This is a genomic window from Micromonospora sp. Llam0, assembly GCF_003751085.1.
In the GTDB taxonomy this organism is placed as follows: domain Bacteria; phylum Actinomycetota; class Actinomycetes; order Mycobacteriales; family Micromonosporaceae; genus Micromonospora_E.
On sequence record NZ_RJJY01000002.1, the window covers coordinates 1,416,029 to 1,431,383 of the forward strand.

General features: G+C 69.4%; 16 protein-coding genes and 1 pseudogene. 12 read left to right on the top strand and 5 right to left on the bottom strand.

Translation table 11 applies throughout. The annotated features are described in order from the left end of the window. Positions 1-5 precede the first annotated feature (5 nt). The 7 genes from EDC02_RS33935 to EDC02_RS33965 all read left to right on the top strand — a co-directional run bounded on the left by EDC02_RS33935 (position 6) and on the right by EDC02_RS33965 (position 7,154). Positions 6-332: a DUF427 domain-containing protein gene (locus tag EDC02_RS33935; protein ID WP_123606260.1), complete on the top strand. Its 327-nt coding sequence runs from the start codon at positions 6-8 to the stop codon at positions 330-332. Then, positions 329-1,546: an NAD(P)/FAD-dependent oxidoreductase gene (locus EDC02_RS33940; RefSeq protein WP_123606261.1), complete on the top strand. Its 1,218-nt coding sequence runs from the start codon at positions 329-331 to the stop codon at positions 1,544-1,546. Before EDC02_RS33935 ends, EDC02_RS33940 begins: the two co-directional genes overlap by 4 nt. Positions 1,547-1,652: 106 nt before the next feature. Then, positions 1,653-3,290, top strand: a complete 1,638-nt coding sequence (locus EDC02_RS33945) for a radical SAM protein (protein ID WP_123606262.1) — start codon at positions 1,653-1,655, stop codon at positions 3,288-3,290. Next, the gene (locus EDC02_RS33950; protein ID WP_123606263.1) at positions 3,287-4,099 is read left to right on the top strand and encodes a class I SAM-dependent methyltransferase; all 813 of its coding nucleotides are present in this window, start codon (positions 3,287-3,289) and stop codon (positions 4,097-4,099) included. The genes EDC02_RS33945 and EDC02_RS33950 overlap by 4 nt, the downstream gene beginning before the upstream one ends. Before the next feature lie 131 nt (positions 4,100-4,230). After that, positions 4,231-4,521, top strand: a complete 291-nt coding sequence (locus EDC02_RS42465; protein WP_123606264.1) for an FAD-dependent oxidoreductase — start codon at positions 4,231-4,233, stop codon at positions 4,519-4,521. Positions 4,522-4,707: 186 nt separating this feature from the next. Then, the gene (locus EDC02_RS33960; RefSeq protein WP_233606579.1) at positions 4,708-5,958 is read left to right on the top strand and encodes an IS110 family transposase; all 1,251 of its coding nucleotides are present in this window, start codon (positions 4,708-4,710) and stop codon (positions 5,956-5,958) included. Positions 5,959-6,005: 47 nt separating this feature from the next. Continuing rightward, entirely contained in the window at positions 6,006-7,154 is a 1,149-nt protein-coding gene (locus EDC02_RS33965; RefSeq protein WP_255500669.1) for an NAD(P)/FAD-dependent oxidoreductase, read from the top strand. A 123-nt stretch (positions 7,155-7,277) separates the two neighbouring features. On the opposite strand, the gene EDC02_RS39905 is transcribed toward EDC02_RS33965, so the two are convergent. Beyond that, positions 7,278-7,508, bottom strand: a complete 231-nt coding sequence (locus EDC02_RS39905) for a hypothetical protein (protein WP_148083749.1) — start codon at positions 7,506-7,508, stop codon at positions 7,278-7,280. A gap of 155 nt (positions 7,509-7,663) precedes the next feature. On the opposite strand from EDC02_RS39905, the gene EDC02_RS33970 reads away from it, so the two are divergent. Together EDC02_RS33970 and EDC02_RS33975 are read left to right on the top strand one after the other, a co-directional pair. Next, positions 7,664-8,110 (top strand): DUF6789 family protein, encoded by a 447-nt coding sequence (locus EDC02_RS33970; RefSeq protein ID WP_123606267.1) that lies wholly within the window; start codon positions 7,664-7,666, stop codon positions 8,108-8,110. Between the two features lie 13 nt (positions 8,111-8,123). Further along, the gene (locus EDC02_RS33975; protein ID WP_123606268.1) at positions 8,124-9,047 is read left to right on the top strand and encodes a Crp/Fnr family transcriptional regulator; all 924 of its coding nucleotides are present in this window, start codon (positions 8,124-8,126) and stop codon (positions 9,045-9,047) included. A 139-nt stretch (positions 9,048-9,186) separates the two neighbouring features. Here the strand turns inward: EDC02_RS33975 and EDC02_RS33980 are convergent, their stop codons facing one another. Then, positions 9,187-9,636, bottom strand: a complete 450-nt coding sequence (locus tag EDC02_RS33980; RefSeq protein ID WP_123606243.1) for a hypothetical protein — start codon at positions 9,634-9,636, stop codon at positions 9,187-9,189. A gap of 291 nt (positions 9,637-9,927) precedes the next feature. Here EDC02_RS33980 and EDC02_RS41095 point away from each other — a divergent pair, with 291 nt between their 5' ends. Beyond that, positions 9,928-10,197, top strand: a complete 270-nt coding sequence (locus tag EDC02_RS41095; RefSeq protein ID WP_233606580.1) for a thiamine pyrophosphate-dependent enzyme — start codon at positions 9,928-9,930, stop codon at positions 10,195-10,197. Between the two features lie 23 nt (positions 10,198-10,220). On the opposite strand, the gene EDC02_RS40585 is transcribed toward EDC02_RS41095, so the two are convergent. The 3 genes and pseudogenes from EDC02_RS40585 to EDC02_RS34000 all read right to left on the bottom strand — a co-directional run bounded on the left by EDC02_RS40585 (position 10,221) and on the right by EDC02_RS34000 (position 12,519). Continuing rightward, positions 10,221-10,706: a hypothetical protein gene (locus EDC02_RS40585; protein ID WP_158632405.1), complete on the bottom strand. Its 486-nt coding sequence runs from the start codon at positions 10,704-10,706 to the stop codon at positions 10,221-10,223. A gap of 425 nt (positions 10,707-11,131) precedes the next feature. Then, positions 11,132-11,492: pseudogene (locus tag EDC02_RS42985) on the bottom strand (hypothetical protein). 112 nt (positions 11,493-11,604) lie between these two features. After that, positions 11,605-12,519, bottom strand: a complete 915-nt coding sequence (locus EDC02_RS34000) for an IS982 family transposase (RefSeq protein WP_123601180.1) — start codon at positions 12,517-12,519, stop codon at positions 11,605-11,607. A gap of 136 nt (positions 12,520-12,655) precedes the next feature. Here EDC02_RS34000 and EDC02_RS34005 point away from each other — a divergent pair, with 136 nt between their 5' ends. Both EDC02_RS34005 and EDC02_RS42075 read left to right on the top strand, forming a co-directional pair. Beyond that, on the top strand, positions 12,656-13,612 hold the full coding sequence (locus tag EDC02_RS34005) for an IS630 family transposase (RefSeq protein ID WP_233606581.1): 957 nt from the start codon (positions 12,656-12,658) through the stop codon (positions 13,610-13,612). Between the two features lie 652 nt (positions 13,613-14,264). Then, positions 14,265-15,290 carry a reverse transcriptase N-terminal domain-containing protein gene (locus EDC02_RS42075; RefSeq protein WP_233606719.1) on the top strand — a complete coding sequence of 342 codons (1,026 nt, stop codon included), beginning with the start codon at positions 14,265-14,267 and terminating at the stop codon, positions 15,288-15,290. Positions 15,291-15,355: the final 65 nt, after the last annotated feature.

The window sequence follows — 15,355 nt, forward strand, 5'->3', positions numbered from 1 at the left end:
AGATCATGACGGTGCGCGCGGTGTGGAACGGCACGGTCATCGCGGAGTCGGACGACACGGTGGTGGTGGAGGGTAACCACTACTTCCCGGCCGGCGCACTGCGCCGGGAGTACTTCAGCGACAGCTCGACGCACACGTTGTGCCCGTGGAAGGGGCTGGCCAGCTACCACACGGTCACCGTGGACGGGGTGAGCAACCCGGACGCGGCCTGGTTCTACCCGCACCCCAGCCTGCTGGCCAGGAAGGTCCGCAGCCGGGTGGCGTTCTGGCGCGGGGTCGAGGTGCAGGTCGTGGCCGACGAGCCGGCCGGCGGGACGGGGGTGTCGCGGTGACCGAACAGGTCGACGTCGTCGTGCTGGGTATGGGCCCGGGCGGTGAGGAGGTCGCCGGCCGCCTCGCCGAGGCCGGCCTGACGGTGGTCGGCGTCGAGGTGAACCTGCTGGGCGGGGAGTGCCCGTACTGGGGGTGCGTGCCGAGCAAGATGATGATCCGCGCCGCCGGTCTGCTGGCCGAGGCCCGTCGGGTCGACGGGATGGCCGGACACGCCGACGTGCACCCGGACTGGGCGCCGGTCGCGGCGCGGATCCGCGACGAGGCCGCCGACGATTGGAACGACCAGGTCGCGGTGGACCGGTTCGTCGGCAAGGGCGGCCGGTTCGTCCGCGGCCGGGGCCGGCTGGGCGGACCCGGCCGGGTCACCGTCGGGGACACCGTGTTCGAGGCGTCCCGGGCGGTGGTGGTGGCCACCGGCACCGCGCCGGCGATACCGCCGATCGGCGGCCTGGCCGGCACCCGCTATTGGACCAACCGCGAAGCGGTCGAGGCCAGGACCCTGCCCGGGTCGCTGATCGCGCTCGGCGGCGGCGCCGTCGGCCTGGAGTTGGCGCAGGTGTACGCCCGGTTCGGCGTCACCGTGACGGTGATCGAGGCCCTGGATCGGCTCCTCGCCGGCGAGGAACCCGAATCGTCGGCGCTCGCCCGCGACGCGCTGACCCGCGACGGCATCACCGTGCACACCGGCACGTCAGCCGTCGACGTCGGCCACGGCGGCGAACGGTTCACCCTCACCCTCGACACCGGCGGCCAGGTGAGCGGAGAGGCGCTGCTGGTCGCCACCGGCCGCCGCGCCGACCTGGTCGCGCTCGGCGTCGACACCGTCGGGCTCGACCCGACCGCGACGGCGATCGCCGTTGACGAGCGGATGCGCGCCGGCGACAGGCTGTGGGCGGTCGGCGACGTCACCGGACAGGGCGCGTTCACCCATGTCGCGATACACCAGGCCGGCATCGCGGTGCGTGACATCCTCGGCGAACCCGGCCGGCCGGCGGACTACCGGGCACTGCCGCGGGTGACGTTCACCGACCCGGAGATCGGCGCGGTCGGGCTGACCGAGGCCCAGGCCCGCCAGCAGGGTCTCGCCGTCGCCGCAGGGGTGGCGTGGGTGCCGTCGTCGGCGCGGGGCTGGATCCACAAGGCCGGCAACGACGGGTACGCCTACCCGACCTTCCACCGGGCGATCGAAGACGCCCTGCGCGCCCTGCCCTAACGCCGAGCCGGGCAGAACAGTCCTGCGCGATCAGCGACGGTTTGACCCAGCAGCAGCGGGCCAACCGGACAAGAACCAACCGCCGCAATGTGAGGAGCACGCGCCGATGACCGCTGTCGAACCCGTCCCCGTCCCTACTGGCGAGGGCTCGCCGCCGCGTAAGCGGGACCGTGACGAGGTTTTCGTCGAGTACACCAAGTCGATCTGCCCGGTGTGCAAGGTGGTGGTCGACGCCCAGGTCAACATCCGCGACGGCAAGGTGTACCTGCGCAAACGCTGCCGCGAGCACGGCACGTTCGAGGCCCTCGTATACGGCGACGCGCAGATGTACCTCGACAGCACCCGGTTCAACAAACCCGGCACCATCCCGCTGACCTTCCAGACCGAGGTCAAGGACGGTTGCCCGTCGGACTGCGGGCTGTGCCCGGAGCACAAGCAGCATGCCTGCCTGGGCATCATCGAGGTCAACACGGGCTGCAACCTGGACTGCCCGATCTGCTTCGCCGACTCCGGCCACCAACCCGACGGCTACTCCATCACCCTCGAACAGTGCGAACGCATGCTCGACACCTTCGTCGCGTCGGAGGGTGAGGCCGAGGTGGTGATGTTCTCCGGCGGCGAACCCACCATCCACAAACAGATCCTCGCGTTCATCGACGCCGCCCAGGCCCGCCCGATCAAGGCGGTCAACCTCAACACCAACGGCATCCGCCTGGCCTCGGACAAGCGCTTCGTCGCCGCCCTCGGCCAGCGGAACAGGCCGGGCCGGGCGGTCAACATCTACCTGCAGTTCGACGGCCTCGACGAGCGCACCCACCGCGCCATCCGCGGCCGGGACCTGCGCGAGATCAAACAGAAGGCCCTCGACAACTGCGCCGCGGCCGGGCTGACCGTCACCCTGGTCGCCGCGGTAGAGCGTGGCCTCAACGACCACGAGCTCGGCGCGATCATCGAATACGGGCTGGCGCACCCCGCGGTACGGTCGGTGTCGTTCCAGCCGGTCACCCACTCCGGCCGGCACGTCGAGTTCGACCCGCTCACCCGGCTGACCAACTCCGACATCATCCACGGCATCGCCGCGCAACGCCCCGACTGGTTTCAGCCGAAAGACTTCTTCCCGGTGCCGTGCTGCTTCCCGACCTGCCGCTCGATCACCTATCTGCTGTCCGAGGGCACCCCCGGACAGCCCGACTTCGCGGTGGTGCCGATCCCGCGGCTGCTCAACGTCGAGGACTACCTCGACTACGTCTCCAACCGGGTCGTACCAGACTACGCCGTCCGCGAGGCCCTGGAAAAACTGTGGTCCGCGTCGGCGTTCATGGGCACCGACACCACGACCGACCGGCTCACCCGGGCCGCCGCCGCCCTGGACTGCGCCGACGCCTGCGGCATCAACCTGCCCGAGGCCGTCGCGAACCTCACCGACCGTGCCTTCATGATCGTCATCCAGGACTTCCAGGACCCGTACACCCTCAACGTCAAACAGCTCATGAAATGCTGCGTCGAGGAGATCACCCCGGACGGCCGGCTGATCCCCTTCTGCGCCTACAACTCGGTCGGCTACCGGGAACAGGTCCGCGAAGCCATGTCCGGCGTGCCGGTCGCCGACGTGGTGCCCAACGCGGCGCCGCTGCAAACGGTCCTGACCGACTCGCCGTACGGGTCGAAGATCGCCGCCACCGGCCACGGTGACCGGGCCGCGATCGCCCCGGACACCACCAACGTGGGAAGGCGGATCCGGTGACCGAACCCACCCGAACCACACCACAGGCGCAGGAGGCGAAGGCGTGCTGCGCCGCCACGTACGGCTCCGACGTGGTGGCGCTGCTGCTCGGCGGCTCCTACCACCCCGGCGGTCTCGGGCTCACCCGCCGGCTGGCCGACCGGCTCGACCTGCGCCCCGGCCAGCACGTGCTGGACGTGGCCAGCGGCCGAGGCGCCACCGCGCTGCTGCTGGCCCGCGAACACGGCGCGACGGTGACCGGGGTGGACCTGTCGACCGCCAACATCGCCCTCGCCACCGGCGCGGCCCAGGCCGCCAGCCTCGCCGCGCAGGTCACCTTCCGGACCGGCGACGCCGAACACCTCCCCGTCGACACCGGCGGGTTCGACGCGGCGGTGTGCGAGTGCGCCTTCTGCACCTTCCCCGACAAGCCGACCGCCGCCAACGAACTGGCCCGTGTCCTGCGGCCGGGTGGGCGGCTGGGCATCACCGACGTCACCGTCGACCCCGACCGGCTGCCCGCCGAGCTGACCGGGCTCGGCGCCTGGATCGCCTGCGTCGCCGACGCCCGCCCCCTGCCCGAGTACACCGCCCTGCTGACCGCCGCCGGGCTGCGGGTCACCCACACCGAACGCCACGACGCCGCGATGCTGGCGATGATCGACCAGATCGAGGCCCGGCTCAGCCTGGTCCGGATGACCGCCCGGGCCCGGGCCGAAGCCCTCGGCCTGGACTTCGACCGCGCCCCCGCCGTGCTCTCCGCCGCCCGCGCGGCCATCACCGACGGCGTCCTCGGCTACGCCCTGCTCACCGCTCAGAAACCGGAATGAGACGGCCGCGCCTGCCCGGGCGGCGGTCATCGGCGACCTACGCACCGTACCCTGGGCGACGTCACCCCGGGCGAACCGTGACACCGCTGGTCACCGCAACTGTCCACCTCGCCGATGTGAAGGGCTGACCCGTGGCTGACTACGACCTTGTCGTCATCGGCGGCGGGGCCGCCGGACTCGGCGCGGCCCGCGCCGCCGCCCGAGCCCGGGCACGGGTGCTGCTGGTATCCGATGGGCCGCCGGGCGGGGACTGCACCTTCACCGGCTGTGTGCCGTCGAAAACCTTGATCGAGGCCGCCGCCCACGCGGTGCCGTACCCGGCCGCCGCGCAACGGGTCCGCGACGCCGTCGCCACCATCGCCGCCACCGAAACCCCGGAAAAGTTCCCTCGCTGCTCTTTGAGCGGGCCCGTTCCGGGCTGAAAATGATCGCGGCCGCTCGCTGACGCCGTGTGCGCTTGGTCTTCGAGGCCGTGGAAAAGTCGGGTGTGGGGAGCTGCGACATGGGCCCTTCAATGTTGCTTCGAGCACGCGGATCAGCTTCGCTTTCGACTCCAGCAGCTCCCGCGGGCGGCCATCCTGTGACCGACTGGGTGGAAGGACCGGGTGTTGGAGTCAAGTCAGGACAACGAGGAGATCATCGAGCGGATCGCGGCGCTCGACATTGGCAAGGCCGAGCTGGTGTGTTGCGTGCGGATCCCGGGCCAGGGACCTGGAGGGCGGCGACGGCAGGAGGTGTCGACCTACTCCACGATGACCCGGTCGTTGCTGACGATGGCCGACCGGCTGCGGGAACTGGGCGTGACCCGGGTCGTGATGGAATCGACCTCGGACTACTGGAAGCCGGTGTTCTACCTGCTCGAAGCAGCCGGCGTCGACGCATGGCTGGTTAACGCCAAGGACGTGAAGCATCTACCCGGACGTCCGAAGACCGACCGGCTCGACGCGGTCTGGCTGTGCAAGGTCGCCGAACGGCAGATGATCCGGCCGAGCTTCGTACCGCCGGCGCCGATCCGCACTCGCTATCGGGTCGATCTGATTGCCGCCCGGACCGCCGAACGCAGCCGGGTCGAGAAGCTGCTCGAGGATGCCCAGATCAAGCTGAGCGTGGTGGCCAGCGACATCTTCGGAACCTCCGGACGGGAGATGATGGCCGCGCTGATCGCCGGGCAGCGCGACCCGAAGATCCTGGCGCAGATGGCCCGCAGTCGGCTACGCGCGAAGATCACCCAGCTGGAGGACGCGTTCGTCGGCCGGTTCAGCGAGCATCACGGGTTCCTGCTCACCAGGATGCTGGCCCGCATCGACGCGATCACCGCGGACATCGCCGAGGTGAACCAACGTATCGAACAGCAGATCGGTCCCTTCGGTGATGTCGCGCGTCGTCTGGACGAGATCCCCGGCGTTGGTCCGGCCACCGCTCACGTGATCATCGCCGAGGTCGGCGTCGACATGAGCAGGTTCCCCACCCCGGCCCATCTCGCATCGTGGGCGCGCTTCGCTCCAGGAGTCAAGGAATCGGCCGGCAAGAGCAAGGGCTCCGGCTCCACCGGCCACGGTAACTCCTACCTGGCCAGAGTCCTGGGCGAGGCGGCCGTCGCCGCCGGTAAGACCGACACCTTCCTCGGCGAACGCTATCGGCGCATCGCCCGACGCCGCGGCAACAGACGCGCCATCGTCGCTGTCGGCCGCTCCATCCTGACCATCGTCTGGCACCTGCTCCGCGACCCGGCAACCCACTTCAACGACATCGGCTCCGGGTTCTACGACACCCGCGTCAACCCCGAACGCCGCAAACGCAACCACATCCGCCAACTCGAAGCCCTCGGCTACACCGTCACCCTCGCCCCAGCCGCCTGACCGACCCAGATCAAGAACCCGTCCCGGCTCCGCCGGGACGCTGCCGCCTGCCCACTCACCGTCCATTTTCGGATCAGCTACGGGCGGAGGGCATCGACGTGGTGCTCGGCCGCGCCCGGTTCACCGCCTCCACCCGGATCGAGATCGACGGGCAGAACATCACCGGGCGCAGGTTCGTCATCGCCACCGGCGCCGCCCCGCTCATCCCACCGATCCCGGGACTGACACAGGTGCCGTACCTGACCAACGAGACCGTCTTCGACCTGTCCGAGCCGCCGGACTCCCTGGCCGTGCTGGGCGGCGGCGCGATCGGCTGCGAACTGGCCCAGGCGTTCGCCCGGTTCGGCACCCGGGTCACCGTCGTAGAGGCCCTGGACCGGCTCCTGGCCAAGGAAGAACCGGAAGCCTCGGCCGTCATCACCGACGTGTTCGGCCGGGACGGCATCGACGTGCGCGTCGGGTGCCGGGTCGACGAGATCGCCACCGACCCGGGCGGTGGGGTGCGGCTGGCACTGGGCGACGGCGCCACCGTCGCCGTGCAGCGGCTGCTGGTCGCGGTCGGGCGTACCCCGGTCACCGACGGCCTCGACCTGCCGGCCGCGGGCGTGGCCGTGGACGAGCGCGGCTACATCGCGACCGACGACCACCTGGCCACCACAGCGCAGGGCGTCTACGCGGCCGGGGATGTCACCGGGCGGATGCCGTTCACCCATGCCGCCTTCGCGATGGGCCGCCTGGCCGCCGGCAACGCCCTCACCCGTCGTGGCCGCAGGCGCCGCTACGACCCGGCCGCCACCCCCTGGGTCACCTTCACCGACCCGGAAGTCGCCCGAGTCGGGCTGACCGAAGCCCGAGCCGCCGCCCACCGCGGACGGGTGGCATCACTGCCGATAGCCGACATGGACCGCGCCATCGCCGCCGACCGCACCGACGGCTTCGTCAAGCTGCTCGCCGGGCCCCGCCCGCTGCTTCGCAACCTCGGCGGCGGGCGGATCCTCGGCGCCACCATCGTCGCCGCCCGCGCCGGGGAGATGATCCACGAACCGGCCCTGGCCATGGCCACCCGGATGTTCACCGGCCGGCTCGCCGCCACCACCCACGCCTATCCCACCTGGTCCTACGCGGTGCAACTCGCAGCCGCCCAGTTCTTCATGCCCGTCAACGGCCGGCAGGCCCGCCCAGCCCGCCAGCAGTAACCGGACCAGTCCCGACCAGCGCGAGGGCGGGCCGCGGCACTGCACAACGCCAGCACGGTTGTTCGGGGTGTGCCCCACCGCGTGCATCTCGCCGCTGGCATCGACCCGGTCCGGGTCCAGCCATCACACCTCCGGCTCCGCCAGATGCGACAGCAGCCCGTACCGGTAGGCGGCCACCACGTACGCCGCGCTCGCCAGCAGCGTCGAACCGACCACCAGCGCCGCCGCACCACCGTCGAGGAGCCCAGCCGCAACGTGTCGCTGACCCGCACCGCCGCCCGGCTCGGAGCCGCCCACGCCGCACGGCCTCGGCCGGACCCGCTCCGCCCGCGCTCTCGTGTACGTCCGAGTCATGGTCACCTCCTCCATCCGTGTCTCGCCCAGCTGACTAACCGCAGAGACGCACTTTCCCCCGCGCTGAGGTCGCGTTGTGTGTGCCCGCTCACCGACGCCGTAGCCCCGCGACACCTACCGTCACCGGCAGATTCCCAAGTTGCGAGGAGGAAACGATGACAACCGCAAGCACCTCGCCGGCCATCACCGCGCTGCCCACCCGCCTGGTCGCCGGCGTCGCCGGTGGCCTGGCCGGAGGCGTGATGTTCGGCATCCTGATGCAGATGATGAACATGATCGGCATGGTCGCCATGCTCGTCGGCAGCGACACCGCAGCCGTCGGCTGGCTGGTCCACCTCGCCATCTCGGCGTTCATCGGCGCCACCTACGCGCTGCTGTTCGCCCACTGGGCCACCGGCCTCGCGCCCGCCGCCCTGCTCGGCATGGGCTACGGAATCGTGTGGTGGGTGCTCGGCGCGCTGCTGCTCATGCCCGCCACACTCGGCATGCCCACCTTCACGTTCAACAACACCGCCTGGCAGTCGTTGATGGGCCACCTCATCTACGGCCTCGTCCTCGGAATCGTCTACGCGCTCCTGCGGCCCCGGCTGCGGCACTCCTGACCCGCCGACGACCATGGCCGTCCACCCCGGCGCCGCCGCCGCGTGGCTCGCCGCCCCCGGGCCCCGGCGGCCGGCCGCCGCCGCCCTTCACCCCGGCACGCCGGCCCAGACCGGCACCAGCACCGACGTGGCGTCGTATTGTCTGGTCGACGGGCTCGACGCCCTGTACCAACCCGCCTGGGGCACGGCACCGCCACCATGGGCACCCGGGCGACGCGAGGAGGCCGCACACGTGGAACGCATCGCGGCCGGTTTCGACCGCACCTACTGCCTGTCCGAGGTCGACATCTTCACCGACCTGTCGGCCACGGAACTGGACGCCATCGCCGCCATGACGCCGATGAAGACCTACGCCGTCGGCGAACTGCTGTATTCGCCGCACAACCCGGTCGAAACCCTGTTCATCCTCAAACAAGGCCGGGTACGCATCTTCCGCGTCGCCGCCGACGGCCGCGCCCTGACCACCGCCCTGATCACCCCCGGCACGATCTTCGGCGAGATGGTCCTGCTCGGCCAGCACATGTACGACAACTACGCCGAAGCCCTCGACGAAGCCGTCGTCTGTGTCCTCGACCGCTCCTGCGTCCAGCAGCATCTACTGTCGGATTCGTGCATCGCCACCCGCATCACCGAAATCCTCGGCCAACGCCTCATCGAGATGGAACGCCGCCTGTCCGACACCGTATTCAAGTCCGTACCCCAACGCGTCGCCGGCACCCTGGCCACCCTCGCCGGCCAGCAACGCCGCCTCGGCGTCGGCCCCCGCACCGCCCAGGTCGCCCTCACCCACGAACAACTCGCCGCCCTCGTCGGCACCTCCCGCGAAACCGCCACCAAGACCCTCGGCGAACTCGCCGACCGCGGCTTGATCCGACTCGGCCGAGGCAAGATCACCATCCTCGATCCGGTCGGCGTCGCCGCGGAAGCAGGAGACTGACCGCCTCAAGGCGCTGGTCGCGCTGCTCGCCGTGGCCGGCGTGCTCTGGTGGGGACGACGTCCGGACGGTCGGTTCCCGACACGCTCTGGCACCCGACCGGCGGCTGCCGATGACGGGACCGAGGTCCCGGTCCGCGGGTCAGGACCGTAGGGCCCGGTAGGTCGTGGCGGTGACCGCGCCGTAGGCGAGGTGGGGTATCAGGTCGGTCACCCAGTCGGCGGTGCTCCAGGTGCGCGGGTCGGTGACCTTGAGCAGGGTCATCGGCGTGGCTGCGGCGATCATCGCGGTGGCGGTGAGCGCGGCGGTGGCGGTGGCCCAGCGGGGGCGGGCAGGGTCGGCGAGGGCGTACAGGGCGGCGGCGCCGATGCCGGCGGCGTATCCGAGTAGGGGGCCGATTCCGGCGTGCCGGTTGGCGGCGGTCTGCTCGTCGCCGAGGTCGACGTGCAGGGTGCTGGTGAGGCGGTCGGCGGTCTGTTCGGGTGTCTGGCTCGCGGGTCTGGCGCGCAGCGTCATGTCCAGGTAGGTGACGATGTTGAGGGCGCTGGAGCCGGCAGCGCCGGCGAGCGCTGCGCTGAGAAGACGTCGCATGGCGGCGGCCTACCCCGGACAGCCCAGATGAAACAGCGTCGTGAGCAGGAGCGCCTACGGGTCGGCTTCCTCAGCCGGGGGTCGGGACAGCGCGCGGTGGGCGGGGTGGTGATCTACGGGGTGACCACACTGAGGTGGGTTGAGGGCAGCCGGAGGGGCGTCGTGGCGGGCGCCGGCGCCGCCCAGGAACCATCCTGACCTGCGGCTGCGGCACCGTCGCCACCTGGGCGGCCCGGCACTGGACCATCCGCGGCGACCCGGGAGTTCCACCTCTCCGGCAACCTGGCCACCATGGCACCCGGACTGCCGTACGCTATCGCGATGCAGCCCGCGTACCCCGGCCGGCAGGTCATCGCCTTCGTCGGCGACGTCGGGTTCGCGATGCTGATGGCCGAGTTCCTCACCGCCGTCCGGCACGAGCTTGTTCCTGCCGAGAATGTCATCCGGGCAGGTCAGGCGGCATGTTCGTACTCGTGGAGGAGGCCTCCGCGGCGGTCACATCGGTGGATGCTCAGGTGGATGAGACGGTCCGGGTCGCTGAGCGGACGGCGGTGGAGGTGATCCGTACGATCGCATCGGTCGGCTCATCGATCCTCGGATCGGGGACCTCTGTGACGCGTACGTCCCGTATGCCCTATCGCCGCGGAGAACCCGCCGTTGACGTCAACGACTGTCTCGGAGTCGCCCACTTCGCGCTGCAGGGCAATGATGTTCGTCTCGGTCTCGGCGACCTCCGCGTCCAGCTTCGCTATCTCAGCCGCTCGACGCCGCTCCTCCATAGCAGGGATGCATGTCCGGTCCTGTAGCCCGGTCCGCTCGGCGATCCGGGCCGTGAGGAACGACTGCTGCTCCAGCGGCGCCAGGCGCGACTGATGACGACCCTCGTCGTATCCAGCCGCTCGTGCCTGCCGCTCCCGCTCAGCCTGCTCTTCCTCGAACTCCGCTTTCCAGTAGGCGAGCCACTCCTCAAACTCCTGCGGGGTCGTCTTCCGGAAGCCCGGCTCCGCGCGAGTCCACTCCCCTACCACCGCCAACGCTGCCTCCAGATCCGCAGCGCGCTCCGCCTTCACCCACCGGTTCCATCTGGCCTCACGGTGTACCTCGATAAATAGAGACCTCGCGGCCTCGAACTCGACTGCGGTCGCCTCGGCCCCGGGACAGGCTTCCACAACAGCCCGTCGATCTCGACGATGACAGGCTCGTCAGGCTGCACGACGGGGCCGGCGATCGACATGGGCTGCCTCCTGGGGTACGCGAGTATCGCGGATGCGGCACATCACGCAACGAGCCTGCCGCCCATAGGCCACGGCCCACCGGTCCGACCTGGCCCAACAACATCCGATGCCATGCCGTTCCCCATCCGGATGTCCCGGGCCGCCGCACAGTCCAGGCCGTGTTGCCAGGCGGTTCCAGTTCTTGCGGCGGCGACTTGGTCCGCACCGCCTCTTGAAGGCCCGTTTGTACGCAGCGGCGAGTTCTTGGTGCTGGTCCTGGCTTATCGCCCTGCCCAATGCCGGTAGGTGTCGATCCACGCGGAGCCGTCCGGTGCAGGAGTGGGTAGCGGCAGGTCGAGCAGGTCGATCTTCTGCCGGTGCCGGCCCCGGCTGCAGACCGCGACGATACGGCAGTCAGGTCGACCTTCTGCACGGTGGCCTCAATGCCGAGGACGGCGGTGGCGCACGGCACCGCCAGATGCTCTTCGATCATGGTGAACAGCCCGGTGAGCTGTTCGTCGTCGCCGTACGTGTCGACCGTGGCTTCCTCGATCATCGCCTCGAGCGCGGCGTTCCGGTTCGGCGTCATCGGCGCAGGAATCGGTTCGGTGCCGGGTGTCCATAAGCCCGATACGCGAGGATGGTCGGCTTTACCCATCAAGTCTGCCCCGACTTCTAGGCAGGGGCAGGCGACGGACCCCTGCGGTCAGGCAAGTTCGCGAAGGTCGATGCCTAGATGATCGATTCCAAGGGGTCAGTGGTCGAATGCGGTCAGGGAGCGCAGGGTCGGTTGGCCGGTGTGCCAGTTGTGCCAGATCGCGGCGGTCAGGGCGAGGACGCGTTGCAGGACCCGGACGGCGACGCCGGTGATGGTCCGGCCGCCGTGCTGTTCGAGGTCGAGTTGGCTTTTGAAGGTCTGGTTGACTGATTCGATGGTCTGCCGGACGGCGCGGAGCAGGCCCCGGCCGGGTCGTGCGGGTTCGGTGCGGTACGCGGGGCGTACGACGGTGACATCGTTGTCGTTGAGCCAGATTTCGGTGTCGCGGTCGCGGTAGCCCTTGTCCACGACCAGGATCACCCCGTCGGGGTGGTGGAACATGCCGGGTTGCAGGGTGACCAGGTCGATGAGGACTTCACGTTCGTCGGTCTTGGCGTTGGTGAGGGCGAACGCGACCGGCAGTCCGTGGACCGTGGTGACCAGGTGCAGGCGTAGTCCCCAGAACAGCCGGGAGTGGGAGGCGCAGTAGCCGTAGCCGGCCCAGCCGGCCAGGTCGGAACGCTGCACCGTCTCGCGGGATGTGCCGCAGGGCACGGGTGTGGAGTCGGCGATCCGGATCGGGTGCCGCCACAGGTCGGTGTCGGTGGCGAGCACCGTGATGAAGTGGGCCAGTTGGGTGGTCAGCGCTCGCAGCCGTTTGTTGTAGCCGGGCTGTTTGGGCAGGTGGGGGAACAGGTGGATGATGGATTTGCGGGCGTAGCGGATCCAGCGGGTCTCGTTGTGGTAGCCGAGTAGTGCCTGCATCACTGACACCGTGATGAGTTCGGCGTCGGTGATCCGGGCGGTGATGCCGACCGCTGGACGCCACCGGTTGAGGTGCGGGGACGCCTTCAGTTCGTCGTCGATCCTGACGTACAGTGCGGTCGCGAGGGTGTCCAGATCGACGTGCACGTGGCCTCCATGGTTTCGCTGCCTAGGCAACGTTGATCATGGATGCCCTCGCGTCCGCTTGCTACCCCGTATCCCTTGGAATCGATCATCTAGTGTCCCGCGCCGTTAATTCGATGAATTAATGTAGTGTCGGGTGATGGCTGGTCGTGGGCGCCCGAAAACGCCGTTGATGTTGACCGATGAGGAACGGGAAACCCTGGTGCGCTGGTCACGGCGAGCGAAGTCGTCGCAGGCCCTCGCGGTGCGGTGCAGGATCGTGCTGGGCTGCGCCGAGGATGACGGCCTGCGCCCGAACCAGGACGTCGCACAGCAGTTGGGGATCTGGCCGCAGACGGTGACCAAGTGGCGCAGGCGGTTCCTCCAACGGCGTCTCGACGGCCTGGCCGACGAGCAACGACCGGGCGCACCCCGGAAGATCACCGATGAACAGATCGAGGACGTGATCGTCAAGACCCTCGAAGCGACACCGGCCAACGCCACGCACTGGTCGCGGGCATCGATGGCCACGCAGTCCGGGCTGTCGAAGTCGACGGTCGGCCGCGTGTGGAAGGCGTTCGGGCTCAAGCCACACCTGGTCGACACCTTCAAGCTGTCCAACGATCCGCAGTTCATCGACAAGGTCCGCGACGTGGTCGGGTTGTACCTGGACCCGCCGGAGAACGCGATCGTCCTCGCGGTCGACGAGAAGTCGCAGATCCAGGCCCTCGACCGGTCAGCCCCCGTGCTGCCGATGATGCCCGGCATGCCCGAGCGACGCACCCACGACTACGTACGCCACGGCATCACCACGCTGTTCGCCGCCCTGGACGTGGCCACCGGCACCGTGATCGGCTCCATCCACCGCCGGCACCGCGCCGTCGAGTTCAAGAAGTTCCTCACCAAACTCGACCGTGAGGTGCCCGCCGACCTCGACGTCCACCTGATCTGCGACAACTACGGCACGCACAAACACCCCACCATCCAGCGGTGGCTGGTCACGCACCCCCGGTTCCACATGCACTTCACCCCGACCTACTCCAGCTGGCTCAACCAGGTGGTGCGACACGCAAGTCGCATGAGTACAGCGACACTCATCGAAGGGGGTGCGGCGTGACGTCGCGGATGTAGTGTCCGGTCCCGTGCGCAAGGACCGTCCCCGCCTCGGCGTGCGTCGCGGGTAACCGCGGGGTGCGAAGCCCGGGGAAGGGCCCAAGGACTCCTGTTCCATCCAGGGGTTACCGGCTGGGGAAGACCGGACGGGTGAACGCAAGTGAACCCTCGATGACGCCTCGTCATAGGCACTTCCGCTCGATGGGACGCGCCAGCGGGAGACAGGGGCCAGCCGTTGCAAGGCGGCAGGTGCCGCTCGGAGGAATCTAGCCGGGCGGGAGCGCACCACCGTCCCCGGGGTTCAGAGGGCGCCCTACCCGGTCGTATCTGTCTCATGCGGAACGTGACAACCCCGATGGGGTCCAGACGGACAGTGATTCGGCTGGTAGGCCGCCTGTGAGGGCGGACGATGTCCCAGCGGGCGCAGGACGACCCGAGAAGCGAATGCCGGTGGCCGAAAGGCAGCGGGAAACCGGCGGCGGTGATGCTGGCTCCTCCGCCAGCGGTCGCCGGATAACCGGCCGGATAAGGGCATGTGCCCTGGCCTGAAAGGGCGCTGACGCGGGTCGGGTGAGCCTGCGGAGCTACTGCTGACCACAGCTTCGGAACCGAAGGGCAAGTTAGACACGATGACAGCTCATGCCTTCGCTTTGGCGATGGCGGCTCTCGACGTGAACGGACCGGAGGACGATCCTGCTGGCTGGGACGCCATCGACTGGCGGACCTGCGAGGACAACGTACGGCGGCTACGGCAGCGGATCTTCGCGGCGTCGCGGGACGGGGACCTGAAGAAGGTCCGGAACTTGCAGAAGTTGATGCTCCGCTCGCGCAGCAACGCCGTGGTGGCGGTGCGGCGGGTGACGGAGCGCAATGCTGGTCGCAGGACGGCCGGGGTGGACCGGCAGGTCGTGGTGACTGGGGAGCAGAAGGCCGAACTGGCCGACTGGATCCAGAACGACGCCAAGCCGTGGACTCCCCTGCCGGTCAAGCGCGTGTATGTGCCCAAGAGCAACGGCCGCCGTCGCGGCCTCGGGATTCCCGTGATCGCTGACCGGGCGCTGCAAGCCCTGACGGTGAACGCGTTGGAGCCCGAATGGGAGGCCCGGTTCGAGCCGAAATCCTACGGCTTCCGACCGGGTCGTGGCTGCCACGACGCCATCGTGGCCATCCACACGACGTCGAGCCGCACCGACGCCAAACGGCTGTGGGTGCTCGACGCCGACCTGGCGGCGGCGTTCGACCGGCTCGACCACGACCACATTTGCCGGTCGCTGGGCTGGTTCCCCGGACGGGGACTGGTCCGGCAGTGGCTGAAAGCGGGCGTGGTCGAGGACGGCCGGTTCACCCCCACCGGGGAGGGCGCTCCCCAGGGCGGGGTGTTCACGCCCCCAACGCAATGGGTAACTTCGGGTTTGGTCACCCTGTGTTGCGGGTTGGTCGTGGTCTGCTTGGCTGGTGGAGCCTGGTGTGGGGGTGGGGATGCGGTGTCGGATGGTGATCTTCTCGGGTCCGACGAGGACGTCCTTGACGAGCAGTCTCAGGACGTGTTGGCGTTCTTCGACTTCGGCAGTGTTGGCCCGGTTGCGGAGCTGGGTGAGGAAGCCTTCGAGGTTGTCGGCGAGTTTGAGGTAGGCGTCGCGGTCGGCGGCCTGGGCGTTGAGGGCGTCGATCTGGACGCGTAGGCCGGTTTCGCGGGCTCGGAGGTCGGGCATTCGGGCGCGCAACTCGTCGATGGTGACGAGTTGTT

Excerpts from the sequence above, each read along its gene's own strand:
- EDC02_RS33945 (WP_123606262.1), top strand. The coding sequence starts at position 1,653 with ATGACCGCTGTCGAACCCGTCCCCGTCCCTACTGGCGAGGGCTCGCCG.
- EDC02_RS39905 (WP_148083749.1), bottom strand. The coding sequence starts at position 7,508 with ATGACTCGGACGTACACGAGAGCGCGGGCGGAGCGGGTCCGGCCGAGG.
- EDC02_RS41095 (WP_233606580.1), top strand. The coding sequence starts at position 9,928 with ATGGCACCCGGACTGCCGTACGCTATCGCGATGCAGCCCGCGTACCCC.
- EDC02_RS33970 (WP_123606267.1), top strand. The coding sequence starts at position 7,664 with ATGACAACCGCAAGCACCTCGCCGGCCATCACCGCGCTGCCCACCCGC.
- EDC02_RS33980 (WP_123606243.1), bottom strand. The coding sequence starts at position 9,636 with ATGCGACGTCTTCTCAGCGCAGCGCTCGCCGGCGCTGCCGGCTCCAGC.
- EDC02_RS33975 (WP_123606268.1), top strand. The coding sequence starts at position 8,124 with ATGGCCGTCCACCCCGGCGCCGCCGCCGCGTGGCTCGCCGCCCCCGGG.
- EDC02_RS33935 (WP_123606260.1), top strand. The coding sequence starts at position 6 with ATGACGGTGCGCGCGGTGTGGAACGGCACGGTCATCGCGGAGTCGGAC.
- EDC02_RS42075 (WP_233606719.1), top strand. The coding sequence starts at position 14,265 with ATGGCGGCTCTCGACGTGAACGGACCGGAGGACGATCCTGCTGGCTGG.
- EDC02_RS34005 (WP_233606581.1), top strand. The coding sequence starts at position 12,656 with ATGGCTGGTCGTGGGCGCCCGAAAACGCCGTTGATGTTGACCGATGAG.